Annotated in this window: 16 protein-coding genes and 1 pseudogene; 10 read left to right on the top strand and 7 right to left on the bottom strand. The window is 60.4% G+C overall.

Going from position 1 to position 17,432, the window contains the following annotated elements; translation table 11 throughout:
• Positions 1-22 precede the first annotated feature (22 nt).
• Both AAGQ88_RS15580 and AAGQ88_RS15575 read right to left on the bottom strand, forming a co-directional pair.
• Positions 23-1,768 carry a phosphoethanolamine transferase CptA gene (locus tag AAGQ88_RS15580; RefSeq protein WP_342652855.1) on the bottom strand — a complete coding sequence of 582 codons (1,746 nt, stop codon included), beginning with the start codon at positions 1,766-1,768 and terminating at the stop codon, positions 23-25.
• Positions 1,769-2,080: 312 nt separating this feature from the next.
• Complete coding sequence (locus AAGQ88_RS15575) at positions 2,081-2,254, bottom strand: DUF6026 family protein (RefSeq protein WP_093458959.1); 174 nt, start codon at positions 2,252-2,254, stop codon at positions 2,081-2,083.
• Positions 2,255-2,578: 324 nt separating this feature from the next.
• Here AAGQ88_RS15575 and gnd point away from each other — a divergent pair, with 324 nt between their 5' ends.
• The 4 genes from gnd to AAGQ88_RS15555 all read left to right on the top strand — a co-directional run bounded on the left by gnd (position 2,579) and on the right by AAGQ88_RS15555 (position 7,825).
• Entirely contained in the window at positions 2,579-3,556 is a 978-nt protein-coding gene (gnd, locus tag AAGQ88_RS15570; protein ID WP_285425383.1) for a phosphogluconate dehydrogenase (NAD(+)-dependent, decarboxylating), read from the top strand.
• Positions 3,556-5,079, top strand: coding sequence for a glucose-6-phosphate dehydrogenase (gene zwf, locus AAGQ88_RS15565; protein ID WP_285425382.1), 1,524 nt, complete (start codon positions 3,556-3,558; stop codon positions 5,077-5,079). The genes gnd and zwf overlap by 1 nt, the downstream gene beginning before the upstream one ends.
• Positions 5,076-5,894, top strand: a complete 819-nt coding sequence (locus AAGQ88_RS15560; protein WP_342652854.1) for an HAD family hydrolase — start codon at positions 5,076-5,078, stop codon at positions 5,892-5,894. Before zwf ends, AAGQ88_RS15560 begins: the two co-directional genes overlap by 4 nt.
• A gap of 116 nt (positions 5,895-6,010) precedes the next feature.
• A complete protein-coding gene (locus AAGQ88_RS15555; RefSeq protein ID WP_342652853.1) occupies positions 6,011-7,825 on the top strand; it encodes a glycoside hydrolase family 15 protein in 1,815 nt (604 codons plus the stop codon).
• A 29-nt stretch (positions 7,826-7,854) separates the two neighbouring features.
• Here the strand turns inward: AAGQ88_RS15555 and alkB are convergent, their stop codons facing one another.
• From alkB to AAGQ88_RS15540, 3 genes are all read right to left on the bottom strand, one after another.
• Entirely contained in the window at positions 7,855-8,535 is a 681-nt protein-coding gene (gene alkB, locus AAGQ88_RS15550) for a DNA oxidative demethylase AlkB (protein ID WP_342652852.1), read from the bottom strand.
• Positions 8,536-8,551: 16 nt separating this feature from the next.
• Positions 8,552-8,731 (bottom strand): hypothetical protein, encoded by a 180-nt coding sequence (locus AAGQ88_RS15545; RefSeq protein WP_285425378.1) that lies wholly within the window; start codon positions 8,729-8,731, stop codon positions 8,552-8,554.
• A 78-nt stretch (positions 8,732-8,809) separates the two neighbouring features.
• Positions 8,810-9,115, bottom strand: coding sequence for a DUF1883 domain-containing protein (locus tag AAGQ88_RS15540; protein ID WP_093458953.1), 306 nt, complete (start codon positions 9,113-9,115; stop codon positions 8,810-8,812).
• A 169-nt stretch (positions 9,116-9,284) separates the two neighbouring features.
• On the opposite strand from AAGQ88_RS15540, the gene AAGQ88_RS15535 reads away from it, so the two are divergent.
• On the top strand, positions 9,285-9,641 hold the full coding sequence (locus tag AAGQ88_RS15535; RefSeq protein WP_285425377.1) for a hypothetical protein: 357 nt from the start codon (positions 9,285-9,287) through the stop codon (positions 9,639-9,641).
• 64 nt (positions 9,642-9,705) lie between these two features.
• On the opposite strand, the gene AAGQ88_RS15530 is transcribed toward AAGQ88_RS15535, so the two are convergent.
• Both AAGQ88_RS15530 and AAGQ88_RS15525 read right to left on the bottom strand, forming a co-directional pair.
• Positions 9,706-9,987: a hypothetical protein gene (locus AAGQ88_RS15530; RefSeq protein WP_285425375.1), complete on the bottom strand. Its 282-nt coding sequence runs from the start codon at positions 9,985-9,987 to the stop codon at positions 9,706-9,708.
• 154 nt (positions 9,988-10,141) lie between these two features.
• A complete protein-coding gene (locus AAGQ88_RS15525; protein ID WP_285425373.1) occupies positions 10,142-10,327 on the bottom strand; it encodes a hypothetical protein in 186 nt (61 codons plus the stop codon).
• A 367-nt stretch (positions 10,328-10,694) separates the two neighbouring features.
• Between AAGQ88_RS15525 and galU the strand changes: the two genes are divergently transcribed.
• The 5 genes and pseudogenes from galU (at position 10,695) to ahpF (ending at position 17,345) form a co-directional block, all read left to right on the top strand.
• A complete protein-coding gene (gene galU, locus AAGQ88_RS15520) occupies positions 10,695-11,537 on the top strand; it encodes a UTP--glucose-1-phosphate uridylyltransferase GalU (RefSeq protein ID WP_342652851.1) in 843 nt (280 codons plus the stop codon).
• 135 nt (positions 11,538-11,672) lie between these two features.
• Positions 11,673-13,028: a glutathione-disulfide reductase gene (gorA, locus tag AAGQ88_RS15515; RefSeq protein ID WP_342652850.1), complete on the top strand. Its 1,356-nt coding sequence runs from the start codon at positions 11,673-11,675 to the stop codon at positions 13,026-13,028.
• Positions 13,029-13,167: 139 nt separating this feature from the next.
• A pseudogene (locus AAGQ88_RS15510) lies at positions 13,168-14,838 on the top strand (ATP-binding protein); the annotation flags it as partial.
• A 241-nt stretch (positions 14,839-15,079) separates the two neighbouring features.
• Entirely contained in the window at positions 15,080-15,643 is a 564-nt protein-coding gene (gene ahpC / locus AAGQ88_RS15505; protein WP_017128507.1) for an alkyl hydroperoxide reductase subunit C, read from the top strand.
• A gap of 139 nt (positions 15,644-15,782) precedes the next feature.
• Entirely contained in the window at positions 15,783-17,345 is a 1,563-nt protein-coding gene (gene ahpF, locus AAGQ88_RS15500; RefSeq protein ID WP_342652849.1) for an alkyl hydroperoxide reductase subunit F, read from the top strand.
• The last annotated feature ends 87 nt before the right edge of the window (positions 17,346-17,432 follow it).

Raw genomic sequence — 17,432 nt, 5'->3', positions numbered from 1 at the left:
TTTTCGTTCAACTCAGACGCGTTTACTGCGCCGCGACTTGCGGCGGAGTCTGGGGTTGGCGCGCCACTTTCTCCATGATTGCGAAGTCGCTCAACCCTTTTTGCGCATACGGGTCGCCGATCAGCCTCGGACGCGCCTTGAAGTCCAGGCTGACCAGGCTCTTGGTGGTGTCCAGCTCGTCAAAGCTCAGGCCGGCCAGTTGCGCCCAGGTGTGGATCAGGTTGGAGCTGGAGTAAGGACGGCTGTGAATGCTGTCGAAATTCCAGTCGTGGGTTTCACGCCACTTCGGTGAGGCGTAGGCAATGAACGGCACGGTGTACATGGGAATCGTCGGCTTCTTCTCGTTGCGCCCCAATGTGGCGTGCCCCGCCGAATCGAACACATCCTCGCCATGATCGGACAGGTACAGCAAGAAGCCATTGGGGTCAGCCTTGCCGTATTCCTTGATCAGGCTCGAAACCACGAAGTCGTTGTACAGCACCGCGTTGTCGTAACTGTTGTACAGCTCAAGCTTGCTGTCATCGATGGCCGCAGGCACGCCGTCACGGCCGGTGAATTTCTCGAACGACTGCGGATAACGGTACTGATAGGCCATGTGCGTGCCCAGCAGATGAACGACGATCAGCTTGCGCGGCGCGGCATCGCCCAGCGCCTTGGCGAAGGGTTCAAGCACGTCGCCGTCATACTGGCGAGCATTCTGGTTGCGGTTGTTGTTCAGGTAGACCTGCTCGTCGGCCTGCTCGGAGAAGGTCGTGAGCATGGTGTTGCGTTTGGTCATCGTCTGCTGGTTGGTGATCCAGAAGGTCTTGTAACCCGCCTGCTTCATCACACTGACGATCGAAGGCGTCTTCAGGTACAGGTCGGGATTTTCTTCGTCAGCGAACGTCAGCACCTGTTGCAAGGCTTCAATGGTGTAAGGCCGCGGCGTGATCACGTTGTCGAACACCTGCAACTGATCTTTCATGGCGTCCAGGTTGGGCGTGGTCTGGCGCGGATAGTCATACAGATGCATGCGCCCACGGTTGGTCGACTCGCCGATGACCAGTACCAGCGTGGTCGGCAGCCCGGCCTGTTGATCTTTCAGGTTCTTCAGCGGCGCGATGTTGCTGCTGCTGGTGAGCATGTCTTGCATGCTGTCCAGTTGTTGGGTGTAGCGGTGATAGGCGACGATCATCTGCCACGGCACGGCGGGCTCGACGCGTGATTCGAACGCCTCGAGGCCTTCGGCCGTGGTCTCATGGCGCGACATCTGTTTGGCCAGCGGGTAGCCGACGATTGCGACCAGCAACGCGGTCGCCACGACCCATGCGCGACCGCGAGGCATGTACACCGGGCGCAGGCGGGTCCACAGGAAGATCGCGAACGCGGTATGGGCGATGAACGCCATGACGATCCACCACGCGAAGTATTGCGTCATGTACTCGCCCGCTTCAGAGATGTTCGATTCGAACATGATGAAGATGACGCTCTGGGAGAATTCTTGCTGATAGATGAAGAAGTAACCCAGGCTGGCCATCGAGCAGGCCCAGAGGATCACGCCGATGACGGCCGCCATTACGCGGGTCTGTCTCGGGAACACCAGCATCGGCGCCAGCCAGATTGCGCTCAGCACGAATGCCTGGCGAAAGCCCGCGAAACCGGTGATGCCGGTCAGCTGAATGAGAAGTTGCGTGATTCCGGAAAAATACCAGAAGAATACGAACAGCCAGATCAGGCCAGTCCAGTCAAAACCTTTCGGAGCAGCGGCGCTCCGGTGCATCGTTGTCATGTGACGCTCCAGCTGTGAATCTCGAGCGGCAAGGCGCCGCGTCGCATCGTCTGATGGCGGCTAAGTGCCATCAGCTGTTTTACAGTGGCGCGATTATGGTGCGGCGGACGTGAAAATTATGTCAGCTGTGTGTCAGAGGGGTGTCGAGTAGCTCAGGGAAGGGATTGTGCAAGGCGCGGGAACGTTACAGAGTGTGTCTGGTCGGACGAATGTCCAGAGGTCTGGGCTGCGTTGGCGGGGAAATGCTGGACTTGGTATGCATCGGCAAGCCAGCGGATCGGGCTTGCCTCAGGACGAACGTGGCAGGGAGAGTCAGGCTTGCAGGGCAGTGCCGCTGCTGACCAACTGAGCGTGTTGCAGCATCATGGTCAATTGGGTGACTTTCTTCTGCAGCTGATCGCGTTCTTCCTTGAGCTGGCGCAGCTCGTCACGACGGACAGTGACGTACAGAGTTTGTGGTGCGTTTGCCGGTAGTACTGTGCCCATTGCTCACCTCGCAAATGGCGGGATTCAACTTCGTAAGGTTCAAGCAGAGACGTTGCCTACCCGACTGTGTCCTTGCTTCCTACCTCTATCGGCGGGAATTCTGATTTCTTTTGCGCAAAAAAGGAACTTTTTTATTTTTAATTGTCGCGAACGTTTCTTGATCGCGAAAACCGGCGTCTTAAGGCAGTCTTGCAGACCTCTGCCTGGCGGTACATGAAACTATTTTCACCGGGAAACCTTCGTTTGCCTCCCCGGACTAACCCTATATGCGGCACTGGGCTATAAAATGAGGCACCCCTGTATTTGATTAAGGAGCACCTCTACATGCAACTCGGGATTGTTGGACTAGGCCGCATGGGCGGCAACATCGCACGTCGACTGATGCTCAATGGCCACACCACTGTGGTTTATGATCGCGATGAGCAGTCTCGCACCGTGCTCGCCAACGAAGGTTCGACGCCAGCCAATGACCTCAAGTCACTGGTCGCCGCACTGGAAAAACCTCGAGCCGTCTGGGTGATGTTGCCTGCTGGCGCTCCAACCGAAGACACCATCAATGTGCTGGCCGACCTGCTGGATGAGGACGATGTCATCATCGACGGCGGCAACACGTTCTATAAGGACGACGTCCGTCGCTCCATCGCGCTCAAGGAAAAAGGCCTGCATTACGTCGATGTCGGCACGTCGGGCGGCGTCTGGGGCCTGGAGCGTGGCTACTGCATGATGATCGGCGGCGAAACCGAGGTCGTCGATCGCCTCGATCCGCTGTTCAAGACCCTGGCACCGGGCATCGGCAACATCCCGCGCACCAAAGACCGCGCCAAGGATGCCGACCCTCGCGCCGAGCAGGGCTACATCCACGCCGGCCCGCCGGGCGCCGGTCACTTCGTCAAGATGATCCATAACGGTATCGAGTACGGGATGATGCAGGCCTTCGCCGAGGGCTTCGACATCCTCAAGACCAAGAACTCGGACAACCTGCCCGCCGAACAGCGTTTCGACCTGAACCTGGGCGATATCGCCGAAGTCTGGCGTCGCGGCAGCGTGGTGTCGTCCTGGCTGCTGGACCTGACCGCCGATGCACTGGCGACCGATCCTCAGCTCAATGCCTATTCCGGTTCCGTGGCCGATAGTGGTGAAGGCCGCTGGACCATCGAAGCGGCGATGGAGCAGGCCGTGCCGGTTCCGGTGCTGTCCACTTCGTTGTTCGCTCGCTTCCGTTCCCGTCAACAAAGCACGTACGGCGACAAGATGCTCTCCGCCATGCGTTTCGGATTTGGTGGTCATAAGGAACCAAAATAATGGGTTTATCCCGAAGCAAGCAGAAAGCCCCGGTCGCTCCGGCGACCACGCTGTTCCTGTTCGGCGCGCACGGTGATCTGGTCAAGCGACTGCTGATGCCGGCCCTCTACAACCTGTTCCGTGACGGACTGGTTGGCGAGGACCTGCACATCGTCGGCGTTGACCACAACACCGTCAGCGATGCCGACTTCGCCAGGAAGCTGGAAGACTTCATTCGCCAGGAGGCGGCCAACAAGGTCGCCCAGGGCGGCGAAGAGCCACTGGATCCGGCGCTGTGGGGCAGTCTGGCCAAGCGCATCACCTACATCACAGGTGATTTTCTCGACGATGCGACCTACAGCGCCATCGACGACAAGATCAAAAGCACCGGCACGCGCAATGCCGTGTTCTACCTGGCGACCGCGCCGCGCTTTTTCAGTGAAGTGACCAAGCGTCTCGGCTCCTCGGGGCTGATGGTCGAGGGCGACGATCATTTCCGTCGCGTGGTGATCGAGAAACCGTTTGGCCATGACCTGCCCAGCGCCGTGGCGCTGAACAACTGCTTGCTGAAGGTCATGAGCGAGAAGCAGATCTACCGGATCGATCACTATCTGGGCAAGGAAACGGTGCAGAACATTCTGGTCAGCCGTTTCTCCAACGGCCTGTTCGAATCGTTCTGGAACAACCATTACATCGACCATGTGCAGATCACCGCCGCTGAAACCGTCGGCGTCGAGACGCGCGGCAGTTTCTATGAAACCACCGGCGCGCTGCGGGACATGGTGCCCAATCACCTGTTCCAGTTGCTGGCGATGGTCGCCATGGAACCGCCGGCGGCATTCGGAGCCGACGCCGTGCGCGGTGAAAAGGCCAAGGTCATCGGCGCGATCAGGCCGTGGTCGGAAATGGAAGCACTGGCCAACTCGGTGCGTGGGCAGTACACCGAAAGCACGATCGGCGACAAGAGCGTGCCGGGTTACCGTGAAGAGGACCGCGTCGCGGCGGACAGCAACACGGAAACCTATGTCGCGCTCAAAGTCATGGTCGACAACTGGCGATGGGTCGGTGTGCCGTTTTATCTGCGCACCGGCAAGCGCATGAGCGTGCGCGACACCGAAATTGCGATCTGCTTCAAGCCTGCGCCTTATGCGCAGTTCCGGGACACCGACGTGGACCGCGTAGCGCCTAACTTCCTGAAGATCCAGATCCAGCCCGATGAAGGCATGTGGTTCGACCTGCAGGCGAAAAAGCCAGGGCCGACCCTGGACATGCAGACCATCGAGCTGGGCTTCGCGTACAAGGACTTCTTCGAGATGCAGCCATCGACCGGGTACGAAACCCTGATCTATGACTGCCTGACCGGCGATCAGACCCTGTTCCAGCGGGCCGACAATATCGAGAACGGTTGGCGTGCCGTGCAGCCCTTCATCGATGCCTGGGCCAAGGATCCGCAAGTGGAGTTCTACAAGGCCGGTGACGATGGCCCGGCGGCGGCGGATGAACTGCTGGCCCGCGATGGCCACAGCTGGCAACGCCTGGGATGAGTGACGCCACGCAACCCCTCATCCGTTTCATGCTGTCCGACATCGATGGCACGTTGCTGCGACCCGATCACAGCCTGAGTCAGGCCAACATCGACGCGGTGCGCAAGCTGCAGGCAGCCGGGATTCATTTCTCGGTGGCCAGCAGCCGGCCGCCCCGGGCCATGCGTCAGCAGATCGAGGCATTGGGCATCGAAGTGCCGACCGTGGCCTTCAACGGCGCCAACATCATCAAGCCCGACGGCAGTTTGCTCAAGGCTCATCGCATCGACCCGAAAGCGGCGCGAACCAGCCTTGAGCTGTTTGCCGGCGAGAACGTGTCGGTGTGGGTGTTCGCCGACGACCAATGGCTGCTGCTCGACCCGCAAGGGGATTACGTCGAGCATGAGCGCAACACGCTGGGTTATGACTTCGTGCAGGTCGAGCATTTCGAGGACTACCTTGATCGCATCGACAAAATCGTCGCCGCCAGCAAGGACTTCGAGCTGCTCAAGCGTCTTGAGGTCCAGCTCAATCCGCTGATTGCCGAGGCTGCAAGGGCGGCGCGCTCGCAGTCGTACTACCTGGACGTGACCGCGCTGGACGCCAATAAGGGGTCGGCGCTGGAAACACTGGCGCAGACGCTGGGCGTCGATCTGGCGCACACGGCGGCCATCGGTGACGCCGGCAACGACGTCGCGATGTTTCTGCGTGCCGGGCTGTCGATCGCGATGGGTCAGGCAGAAGTCGGCGTCAAGACGCAGGCCAACTACGTCACCGACAGCAACACGGAGGACGGCCTGGCGGCTGCCATCGAGCGTTACATTCTGCCGCGCTGACTGGCGCGGCACCTTCCTGCAGCCGTCCGGCCAGCCGATCCTCGCGTCTTCACGAGTGATCGTCAGCGTGCCGTGCGCCTGCAGGCTTCTCAGACACCAGGAGGAATTCTGTTCCCATGGCTGTATTGATCGAAGATTACGCGCTGCTCGGCAACTGCCGGACTGCCGCGTTGGTCGCCCGCGACGGGTCGCTGGACTGGTTGTGTTTCCCGCGTTTCGACGCCCCAGCCTGTTTTGCCGCGTTATTGGGCGACAGCGACAATGGTCGCTGGAAACTGGCGCCCACCGATGCAAAAAGCCAGTCGCGGCGGCGCTACCGTGACGGCACGCTGATCCTCGAAACCCTGTTCACCACCGACACCGGCAAGGCGTTGCTCATCGATTTCATGCCGATGGAGGTCGATAGCAGCGTGGTGCGCATCGTCGTCGGGCTGCAGGGCCGGGTCGATTTCGCCATGGACCTCGCCATCCGTTTCGACTACGGCAGCACCGTGCCGTGGGTCGAGAAGCGCGATCCACATACCATGACCGCCGTCGCCGGACCGGACATGTTGGTGCTGCGCACGCCCGCCGAACTGCATCCGCTGGATCATCACACCGAAAGCCTGTTTACCGTTCAGGCCGGCCAGCGCCTTGGTTTTGCATTGTCCTGGCAGGCCTCCCACGAACCGGTGCGCGAAGCGTTCGACGTCGAGCGCGCGTTGCAGCAGACCGAGTCCTTCTGGCGGGCGTTTTCCGATCGCTGCCCGGACGTTGGTCCCTGGACCGAACAGGTCAAGCGCTCGTTGATCACGCTCAAAGCGATGACCTATGCGCCCACTGGCGGGATCGTCGCGGCGGTGACCACCTCGCTGCCGGAACAGTTGGGCGGCGAGCGCAATTGGGATTACCGTTTCTGCTGGCTACGCGATGCCACCATGACGCTGCTGGCGTTCATGAATCTGGGTTATTACGAAGAGGCCACCGCGTGGCGTAACTGGCTGTTGCGTTCGGTGGCCGGCAACCCCGAGCAAGTGCAGATCATGTACGGGCTGGGCGGTGAGCGGCGTCTGCCGGAATATCAGTTGCCGTGGCTGGCAGGGTACGAGCACTCACGGCCGGTGCGCGTTGGCAATGCCGCTGCCACCCAGATGCAGCTGGATGTCTATGGGGAAGTGGCGGATGCAATGACCCAGGCGCTGAAGAGCGGTTTGCCGCGTCTGCCGCGCAGCACGCAGATCCAGAAAGTGATCATGCCGTTTCTGGAAAAGGTCTGGCACCGGCCCGACGCCGGTATCTGGGAAATTCGCTCCGAGCCTCGGCACTTCACGCACTCGAAAGTCATGGCCTGGGTATCGTTCGATCGTAACGCCGGCGTCCTGGCGCAAAGCGACAGTCAGGAAGAGCGCGAGCGCGGACGACATTATCGGCAGATCGCCGACCAGATTCATGCCGACGTCTGCGCCCACGGCTATGACGAGGCGCTGGGCAGCTTCGTGCAGACCTACGGCGGCAAGGAACTGGACGCCAGCCTGCTGCAGATCGCACTGACCGGTTTCTTGCCGGTGGACGATCCGCGGGTGACGGGCACGGTCGCGCAGATCGAGCAATCGTTGATGCAGGACGGTTTGCTGCTGCGTTATGACAGTGAGCGCAGCACGGACGGCGTGTCCGGCAGCGAAGGAACATTTCTGGTGTGCTCGTTCTGGCTGGCCGACGTGTACGTGCTGCAGGGACGCGAGGAGGAGGCGAGCGCGCTGTTCGACCGCTTGTGCGGGTTGTGCAACGACGTGGGCCTGCTTGCCGAACAATACGACCCGCGTGCCGGGCGCATGCTGGGCAACTTCCCGCAGGCGTTCAGCCACATCGGCATCATCAATACGGCGCTGAACCTGCATCGCGTGGTCTGCCCGGTCAAGACCCGGGCGACTGCGAAGCTGCTGGCCAGTTGAGTCGACGCCGCCGACTTCGGCGTGCGCCTTCAGCGGGCCTTGCGGAAGGTGAAGTTGATGCGTTGCTCGCCCAGTTGCGGGTGCTCGGCCTGTCGGATGGGCATGACCCCGTGATAGCGCAGGCGATCTTCGCCGCCCCAGACCACCACATCGCCATGAAACAACGGCACGCGCTGCGTGCCGTCACTGCGGGCATGGCCGCCGAACAGGAACATCGCGGGAATGCCGAGCGACACTGACACCACCGGCCAGCCATGATCGCGCTCGTCCTTGTCCTGATGCAGTGACATCTTCGCGCCGGGTATGTAGCGGTTGATCAGGCAGGCATCCGGCTCGAATCCGGGAAAACCGCCGGCCTCGGCAGCCGCTCGCGCCAGCTCCCTGAAGACCTCCGGGATGTCCGGCCACGGCTGGCCGGTGGCTGGATCGACGGGGCTGTATTTATAGCCGCTGCGGTCGGTGGTCCAGCCATATTGCCCGCAACTGGTCAGTGCCACCGACATGGTGTAACCACCGGGCGTGACCATGTGGCGAAAGGGCGCCTGGTTCAGAACGGCTTCCAGCGCTGGCAGCAGTCGCACCATCAGCGGCAGGGCAAAACCACGCAACACCCACGACTGCGGACCGATCTGCTCCGTTGCCGGCGGCTGCGCAGCCTCATCGGCAAACAGGTCGAAAGTGGCGGGCGTCATCCCTTTGCGTTGTATCATCGCGGCGCTACCGGAATTACAGTGCTTTGCTGACCTTGACGTCGCTGATCACATCGTCGCTGCCGCTGTGCATTTTCTGCAGCGCGGCCAGGGCTTCGTCGGCGGAAGGGGATTGCAACAGGGCAAATTCGAAACGGCGCTCACCGTTGAGCTTGTAGCTGATGGCGTATTTGATCACGGGGGCAGGGCTATTCACGGTTGACTCCTTGGCGACAGCTTGACGGCGTGCGCGAGAACACAAGGTTTTCACGTGGGCCGGTGTTCAATGGGCGCATCAGCTCAGGCGCGAAGACGAGCGACGGACGATCTTGATCGAATGGGTGAAAGTGGTTTTGCGACCACCGTGAGTGTCCATCTTGCGCCCGGCGGTATCGATGGTGATGTTCCAGAAGCCGGTGCTCGGCACGGCAATCTTGGCCGGGAAGCGATCGAATGCGCCGCCGTGGTAAGTGTGGCGTCCGCCGTTCTTGAAGCTGCGGAAATTCGCGTCGCTCATCAGGCGTATGTTGCAGAGCTGGGAGCACTCGATGACGACCATGTCGTCTTCGTTGAGGTGCTCGCGCTGGTGTACGAATTTCATGGGTGTCTCCGGAGACAGGGCATTCTCGAAAACGCGAAAAGATAGCACGGCAAGCCTGGTCGTTGCTCGTCGTTGCGGTTTTTATTGCCGCGCCGCAGGGGAAAGGTCACAGGCGCCGGGATTTAATTCAAGCATGGCTTGTCGTAAGCACCTTTACTGGAGGGATTGTATGAAACTGGCGGTTGTTATTCTGGCTCTGGCGATGACAGGTTGTGCGACCGTCAACGACATCGAGCACACTCCCGCGACAATGAGCGTCATGTCGGGCAAGAGTCCCAAGGACTATGCATCCTGCTTCGTCGGACGCATCGCCGACAGCCGCAAACCTCCGCAGATCGAGCCCCGCCACGCCGGGTTGCGAGTGATCGTTCCGCAGAAGCTCATGAGCAGCGATCCGGCTGCGATCGTCGACATCGAACCGCGCTCCAGTGGCAGTTCGATCAAGCTGTTCGAGCGCATGGGCAATAATCCGTTGCGCCCCAAAGACGTGCAGCACGCGGTCACCGCCTGTATCTCGGGCGAATGAGGGATTGGGGGCTTCTGAGGAGGCCAGTCCGTCGGCGTCTGCCTGCCGGGGCTGGCCGATGGCGTTACTTGCAGACCACCAGCACGCTGCGCGTCTTGTAGTTGCCGACGTCGACGCCCAGCGTTTTGTCGTCATCTTTGGGCTGCGGTGTGCCGTTCGTGCTGACGATGTTGTAGCCGGTACCGGCGCAGGATGCGTCGGCCTTCTCGTAGCACGCGGCCCATGACATCGCCTCGCCGGAGCAGTCGATGTTCAGGCCTTGCTGGCCGTTCTTGAGGTAAGTGTTTTGTGCGGTGGCACAGCCTGTCAGGCCCAGTACTGCAATGATGGACAAAATCTTGGTCATGTTCAGGTGCTTCACAATGAGGGGCCGAATAGCGGCAGCAATTGTCAGACTTGGGCGCGGTGCCATCGTTCCGGCATCATCGAAGAATTTTTAACCGAAAGGCTTTCTGGGGGTGTGCCGGGGCCGCCTCGTTGCGAGGCGGCCGGCAGCGGTCTCAGTTTTTTTTGTCCGCCCGGCGACGCGGCGCTGGCGTGTCCTGGAACACCGCCGCGACCTCGATGGCACTGCTCTCGCTGGCGAACGGCCCGGCGACCGCCTCTTCATCGTGCCCCACCAGCCACCACTGGCCGTCCTGCAGTTTTTTGATCTGGTAACCGTTTACGCTTTTGACTTCCGACATCGATCCGTCTCGACAAGTGATTCAGCCGCTTATGATAAAGCGCGGCGGGTAAAGGGCAATCGCAGTTTTCCTGCACGCAGGCGTTAACGCGGCTACGCTCTCGTGGGTCACTGAATGGCCGTTGCGCTGAGAAGGATCACCACGCACGAGTGACCGGAGGGACTAAGAATAATCAGCGGGTCATGCGCCGCGCCGGTCTACGGGATCCGTTCGCCCAGGCTTGCCATCGTATTCTCGGCAATTGTGTGGAACTATCTGCGCAACTATTCCTCTACCATGGCAGCGAACGGCCAGTGGCGGCCATTGTAAGGTCATCGCCGCCTCATTAGACTGCGCCGCAACACCCCCAGCCTCATCAAGGACTCATATGATCAAGAAATGCTTGTTCCCTGCAGCCGGTTACGGCACTCGCTTCTTGCCAGCGACCAAAGCCATGCCCAAAGAGATGCTGGCAGTTGTCAACAAGCCACTGATCCAGTACGGCGTGGAAGAAGCACTTGCTGCGGGTTTGAATGAAATCTCCATCGTGACCGGTCGCGGTAAACGCGCCTTGGAAGACCACTTCGACATCAGCTACGAGCTCGAACACCAGATCAAAGGCACCGACAAAGAGAAATACCTGGTCGGTATCCGTCGCCTGATCGACGAATGCAGCTTCTCCTACACCCGTCAGACCGAAATGAAAGGCCTGGGCCACGCGATCCTTAGCGGTCGTCCGTTGATTGGTAACGAGGCCTTCGCCGTGGTGTTGGCGGACGACCTGTGCGTGAACCTGGACGGTGACGGCGTGCTGGCCCAGATGGTCGCGCTGCACAAGCAGTACAAGTGCTCGATCGTGGCGATTCAGGAAGTCGACCCGAACGAAACCAACAAGTACGGCGTCATTGCCGGTGAAGAAATCAAGCCCGGCCTGTTCCGCGTCACCGACATGGTCGAGAAGCCAAAGCCTGAAGATGCACCGTCGAACCTGGCGATCATCGGTCGCTACATCCTGACCCCGGACATCTTCGAGAAGATCGAACAGACCGAGCCAGGCAAAGGCGGCGAGATCCAGATCACTGACGCCCTCATGAAGCAGGCCGCCGAAGGCAATGTGCTGGCCTACAAATTCAAAGGCAAGCGTTTCGACTGCGGTGGCGCTGAAGGCTACGTGGAAGCGACCAACTTCTGCTTCGAGCACTTCTACAAGACGGGTAAATCCACCCAGTAACACGACTGTGCCGGGAAGTCTCCGGCAGCTGTATGTCAGACAAAGCCACCTTCGGGTGGCTTTGTCGTTTCTGTCCTACAGAACTTGCCGAGAGCGCTGGAGCGGTTATGCTAGCGGCCTGCCAAGGAGACAGAAATGACCTACGACTTCGACCTTTTCGTGATCGGCGCCGGTTCCGCAGGCGTTCGCGCCGCACGGTTTTCCGCCGGTTTTGGTGCACGCGTGGCGGTCGCCGAAAGCCGCTATCTGGGAGGCACCTGCGTCAACGTAGGCTGTGTGCCGAAGAAGTTGATGGTCTACGGCGCGCATTTTTCCGAAGAATTCGAACAGGCCAAAAGTTTTGGCTGGAGCAGCGGCGAAGCCGAATTCGACTGGCCGACGCTGATTGCCAACAAGAATCAGGAAATCAGCCGTCTCAACGGTGTTTACCGTGACCTGCTCAAAAACAGCGGCGTGACTTTGATGGAAGGGCATGCGCGTCTGCGCGGGCCGCACGCGGTCGAGGTCAACGGCCAGGTGCATACCGCCGAGCACATCATGATCGCCACCGGCGGCTGGCCGCAGATACCGGAGATCCCCGGCCGCGAGCACGCCATCACGTCCAATGAAGTGTTCTTCCTCAAGCAGATGCCCAAGCGCGTCGTGGTGGTCGGTGGCGGTTACATTGCCGTGGAGTTCGCCTCGATTTTCAATGGCCTCGGCGCCGAGGTGTCGCTGATGTACCGTGGCGAGCTGTTCCTGCGCGGCTTCGATGACAGCGTGCGCACGCACCTGCATCAGGAGCTGACCAAGCACCACATGGACATCCGCTTCAACACGCAGATCGAGCGCATCGAGAAGCTGGCCGACGGTACCCTCGAGCTGACGCTCAACGATGGCAGCTCGTTCAATACCGACTGCGTCTTCTATGCGACCGGGCGCCGTCCGATGCTCGACAATCTGGGCATGGACACGGTCAACGTCGCGCTCGACGACAAAGGCTTCATCAAGGTCAACGAGCACTATCAGACCAGCGAACCGTCGATCATCGCGGTGGGCGATATCATCGGCCGCGTGCAACTGACGCCCGTGGCGCTCGCCGAAGGCATGGCGGTCGCGCGACGGCTGTTCAAGCCTGAGCAGTACCGCGCCGTGGACTATCGGCACATTCCGACGGCGGTGTTCAGCCTGCCGAATATCGGCACGGTGGGTCTCACCGAAGCCGAGGCGATAAAAGCCGGGCATGATGTGCAGATTTTCGAGAGCCGCTTCCGCCCGATGAAGCTGTCCCTGACGGACAATCAGGAGCGCACGCTGATGAAGCTGGTGGTCGACGCCCAGTCCGATCGCGTGTTGGGTTGCCACATGGTCGGCCCGGATGCAGGAGAGATCGTCCAGAGTCTGGCGATTGCCCTCAAGGCTGGCGCCACCAAGCAGATTTTCGACGACACCATCGGCGTGCATCCGACAGCGGCAGAGGAATTTGTCACCATGCGTACCGCCACGCGCTGACACCGGGCGGCATTCATGTAAAAGCGTCCGGCCCCATGGATTGGGGCGGGCGAGCTAACGTAATCAGGGACGGACCCACTTTTTGACCAGTACCAGCAAGAGCTTTGCGGCAGCCATGCCTTTGAATCCCGTTGGACCTGACGACCAGGCGTTCTCCAGAGCAGAAGCTCTGCACGAGAGTGAGCGGCAGTTTCGCAGCCTGGCCGATAACATGAGCCAGTTGGCCTGGATCGCCGATCCGGGCGGCAGGATCTATTGGTACAACCAGCGCTGGTACAGCTACACCGGCACCTCTCACGAGGCGATGATGGCGCTGGGCTGGCGCTCGTTGTATCACCCGGATCATCTGCAACGCGTGGAGTCCCGACTGCGCCGCTGCTTCGCCACGGGCTCGATCTGGGAAGACACCTTTCCGTTGCGTGGCAAGGACGGTCTGTACCGCTGGTTTCTCTCCCGCGCGCTGCCCATTCGCGACGAAAGCGGCAACATCACCTATTGGCTCGGGACAAGCACCGACATCACCGCCCAGGTCAAGGCGGAGGACGCACTGCGCGAGCTGAACGAAAGCCTTGAACTGCGCGTGGCCGAGCGCACCCGCGAACTGGCGGACATCAACCAGCGGCTGCAGATCGAGATCAGCGAGCGCGCCCAGGCCGAAGAGGCGCTGCGCCACGCGCAGAAAATGGACGCGATCGGTCAGCTCACCGGCGGCATCGCCCACGACTTCAACAACATGCTCACCGGCGTGCTGGGCGCGCTGGATCTGATCCAGCGGCGCGTTGCGGCGGGGCGGGTGTCGGAGATCGATCGCTACATCGATGCGGCCATGAGTTCAGCCAACCGCGCTGCCTCTTTGACCCACCGGCTGCTCGCATTCGCCCGGCGCCAGTCGCTCAATCCGCGCCCGGTGGACGTCAATCGCATGGTCGTGTCCATGGAAGAGCTGTTGCGGCGCACCATTGGTGAAAGCATCGAGCTGGAGGTCGACCTCAACAGCGCCCTGCGTCTGACCAATACCGATGAGCATCAGCTGGAGAACGCGCTGCTGAACCTGGTGATCAACGCCCGCGATGCGATGCCCGACGGCGGACGCCTGCTGATTCAGACCGAGCTGGCCCACGTGGCTGTGCTGCATGATTCTCTGGCCCCCGGCGATTATGTGCGGCTGGGCGTGCAGGACACCGGCTGCGGTATGTCCGGGGAAGTCATCGCGCGGGCCTTCGACCCGTTCTTCACCACCAAACCGATCGGGCAGGGCACAGGACTTGGCCTGTCGATGGTCTACGGCTTCATCAACCAGACCGGGGGACAGGTGCTGATCGACAGCAGCGAGGGCCGCGGCACTCGGGTCGACCTGTACCTGCCGTGTCACTTCCAGCCTGTCGAGCGCCAGGCGGTGGCCGACGACAGCGTCGATCCGCCCCGTGCGGTCCAGGGCGAGCGCGTGCTGGTGGTCGAAGACGAGCCCGACGTCCGCATGCTCGTGGTCGATGTGCTGAGGGATCTGGGCTACACGGTCGAGGTGGCGTCCGACAGTCACACGGCGCTGCCCTTCATTCAGTCGCCGCAGCGCATCGATCTGTTGGTGACGGACGTCGGCCTGCCCGGGCTGAACGGCCGGCAACTGGCTGAGATCGCGCGTCAGCATCGGCCTGGTCTGCGCGTCCTGTTCATTACCGGATACGCGCCAAACGCCGAAATTCGCGGGGATTTTCTCGATGAAGGCATGGACATGCTCACCAAACCCTTTTCCATCGATGCGCTGGCGCAACGCGTCAGAAGCCTGATCGAACCGGCCGCGCAAGGGTGAGTTCGTTGGCCTGCCGATTGCTGCAGATCCTGCATTGGCAGGTCATCGAGCGCCCGTGCAGGGCAGCGGAAATCTATGACGTTGAAGCGTCACTGATTTCTTCTATTAATAGAGCGCTTTTATAGTGAAAACCAATCGTCAGCATGAGCTTTGCCAATGAGCCCTCGTTGCCGATTGTGCGTAATATCCTTCACATCGATTTCGCAACGCAAAATTCCACAACCCTAAGGAGTTCCACCCGATGCCTATTATCAACAGCCAAGTAAAACCGTTCAAAGCTACTGCGTACAAGAACGGCAACTTCGTAGAAGTGTCGGACGCCGACCTGAAAGGCAAATGGTCTGTGGTGTTCTTCTACCCGGCTGACTTCACCTTCGTTTGCCCAACCGAGCTGGAAGACCTGGCTGACAACTACGACGCTTTCCAGAAGCTGGGCGTTGAAATCTACAGCGTTTCCACCGACACCCACTTTGCCCACGCTGCCTGGCACAACACTTCGCCAGCCATCGGCAAAATCCAGTACACCATGATCGGCGACCCGACGCTGACGATCTCCCGCAACTTTGACGTGCTGATCGAAGAAGCTGGCCTGGCTGACCGCGGTACTTTCGTGATCAACCCAGAAGGTCAGATCAAAATCGTTGAACTGAACGACGGCGGCGTTGGCCGTGACGCTTCCGAGCTGCTGCGCAAAATCAAGGCTGCTCAGTACGTCGCTGCTCACCCAGGCGAAGTTTGCCCTGCCAAATGGCAAGAAGGCGAAGCGACCCTGGCTCCATCCCTGGATCTGGTCGGCAAGATCTAAGTCCCCATGACTCTCATGGCTGGACCGGGAGCGATGAGCTCTTGAGCACGTAAACCGCATCGCCCCCAAAAAACGCCCGGGCGGTCATCGCCCGGGCGTTGTTTTTTCCAGAATTCAAAGATGAAAAGGAAGCCGAATCATGTTGGACGCCAATCTTAAAGCTCAATTGAAATCGTACCTGGAGCGGATCACTCGCCCGATCGAGATCGTCGCGTCCCTCGATGACGGCGCGAAATCCCAGGAAATGCTGTCGCTGCTCAATGACATCGTCAGCAGCTCCAACAAGATCACCCTGGACACCAATGGAGCCGACGCTCGCACGCCGTCCTTCGCCCTGAACAGCCCGGGCCAGGACATCAAGCTGCGTTTCGCCGGTTTGCCAATGGGTCACGAATTCACTTCGCTGGTGCTGGCGCTGCTGCAAGTGGGCGGCTATCCCTCCAAAGCCAGCGAGGACACGATTGAACAGGCCCGTGCGCTGACCGGCGAGTTCAAGTTCGAGACGTACTTCTCGCTGACCTGCCAGAACTGCCCTGACGTGGTTCAGGCGTTGAACCTGCTGGCGGTGCTCAACCCGAACGTGCAACACGTGGCGATCGAAGGCGGCCTGTTCCAGCAGGAAGTGACTGACCGTCAGATCATGTCGGTGCCGAGCATTTACCTGAACGGCGAGCTGTTCGGTCAGGGCCGCATGGGCCTTGAGGAAATTCTCGCCAAGATCGACACCAATGCGGGCGATCGTCAGGCAGAGAAACTCAACGCCAAAGAAGCCTTCGATGTGCTCGTCGTCGGCGGTGGCCCGGCCGGTTCGGCCGCAGCTATCTACGCGGCGCGTAAAGGCATTCGCACCGGTGTCGCAGCCGAGCGTTTCGGCGGTCAGGTGCTGGACACCATGGCGATCGAGAACTTCATCTCGGTTCAGCACACCGAAGGCCCGAAACTGGCTGTCGCCCTTGAAGAACACGTCAAGGAATACGACGTCGACATCATGAATCTGCAGCGCGGCGATCAGTTGATCCCGGGCAAGGACGGCGAGCTGCACCAGGTCAAATTCGCCAGCGGCGGCGTGCTCAAGAGCAAGACCGTGATTCTGGCGACCGGCGCGCGCTGGCGTGAAATGAACGTTCCCGGCGAGCAGCAATACCGCAACAAAGGCGTTGCCTATTGCCCTCACTGCGACGGCCCGCTGTTCAAAGGCAAGCGTGTTGCGGTCATCGGCGGCGGTAACTCGGGTGTCGAGGCTGCTATCGACCTGGCCGGTATCGTTTCCCACGTGACCTTGCTAGAGTTCGACAGTTCGTTGCGCGCCGACGCGGTCTTGCAGCGCAAACTGCACAGCCTGCCGAACGTGACAGTGCTGACCAGTGCCCTGACCAGCGAAGTGACCGGCGACGGTCAGAAAGTCAACGGCCTGCGTTACAAGAACCGCATCACCGGTGAAGAAATCAACGTCGAGCTGGAAGGTATCTTCGTGCAGATTGGTCTGCTGCCGAACACCGAATGGCTCAAAGGCACTATCGAGCTGACGCCACGCGGCGAAATCGTCATCGATCAACGCGGCGAGACGTCGATCCCCGGCATCTTCGCGGCCGGTGACGTGACGACCGTGCCTTACAAGCAAATCGTGATCGCTGTGGGCGAGGGCGCCAAGGCGTCGCTGAGCGCTTTCGATCACCTGATCCGTACCAGCGCCCCGGCGTGATGTACACCTGAGTCAGCCTGTAAACGAAAAAACCTCATGAGCGATCATGAGGTTTTTTTGTTTTCAGGGCCTGAGCCCCGGTTGGGT

The organism is Pseudomonas sp. F3-2 (assembly GCF_038804275.1).
GTDB lineage: Bacteria > Pseudomonadota > Gammaproteobacteria > Pseudomonadales > Pseudomonadaceae > Aquipseudomonas.
This window is presented reverse-complemented; position numbering and strand designations above follow the sequence as displayed.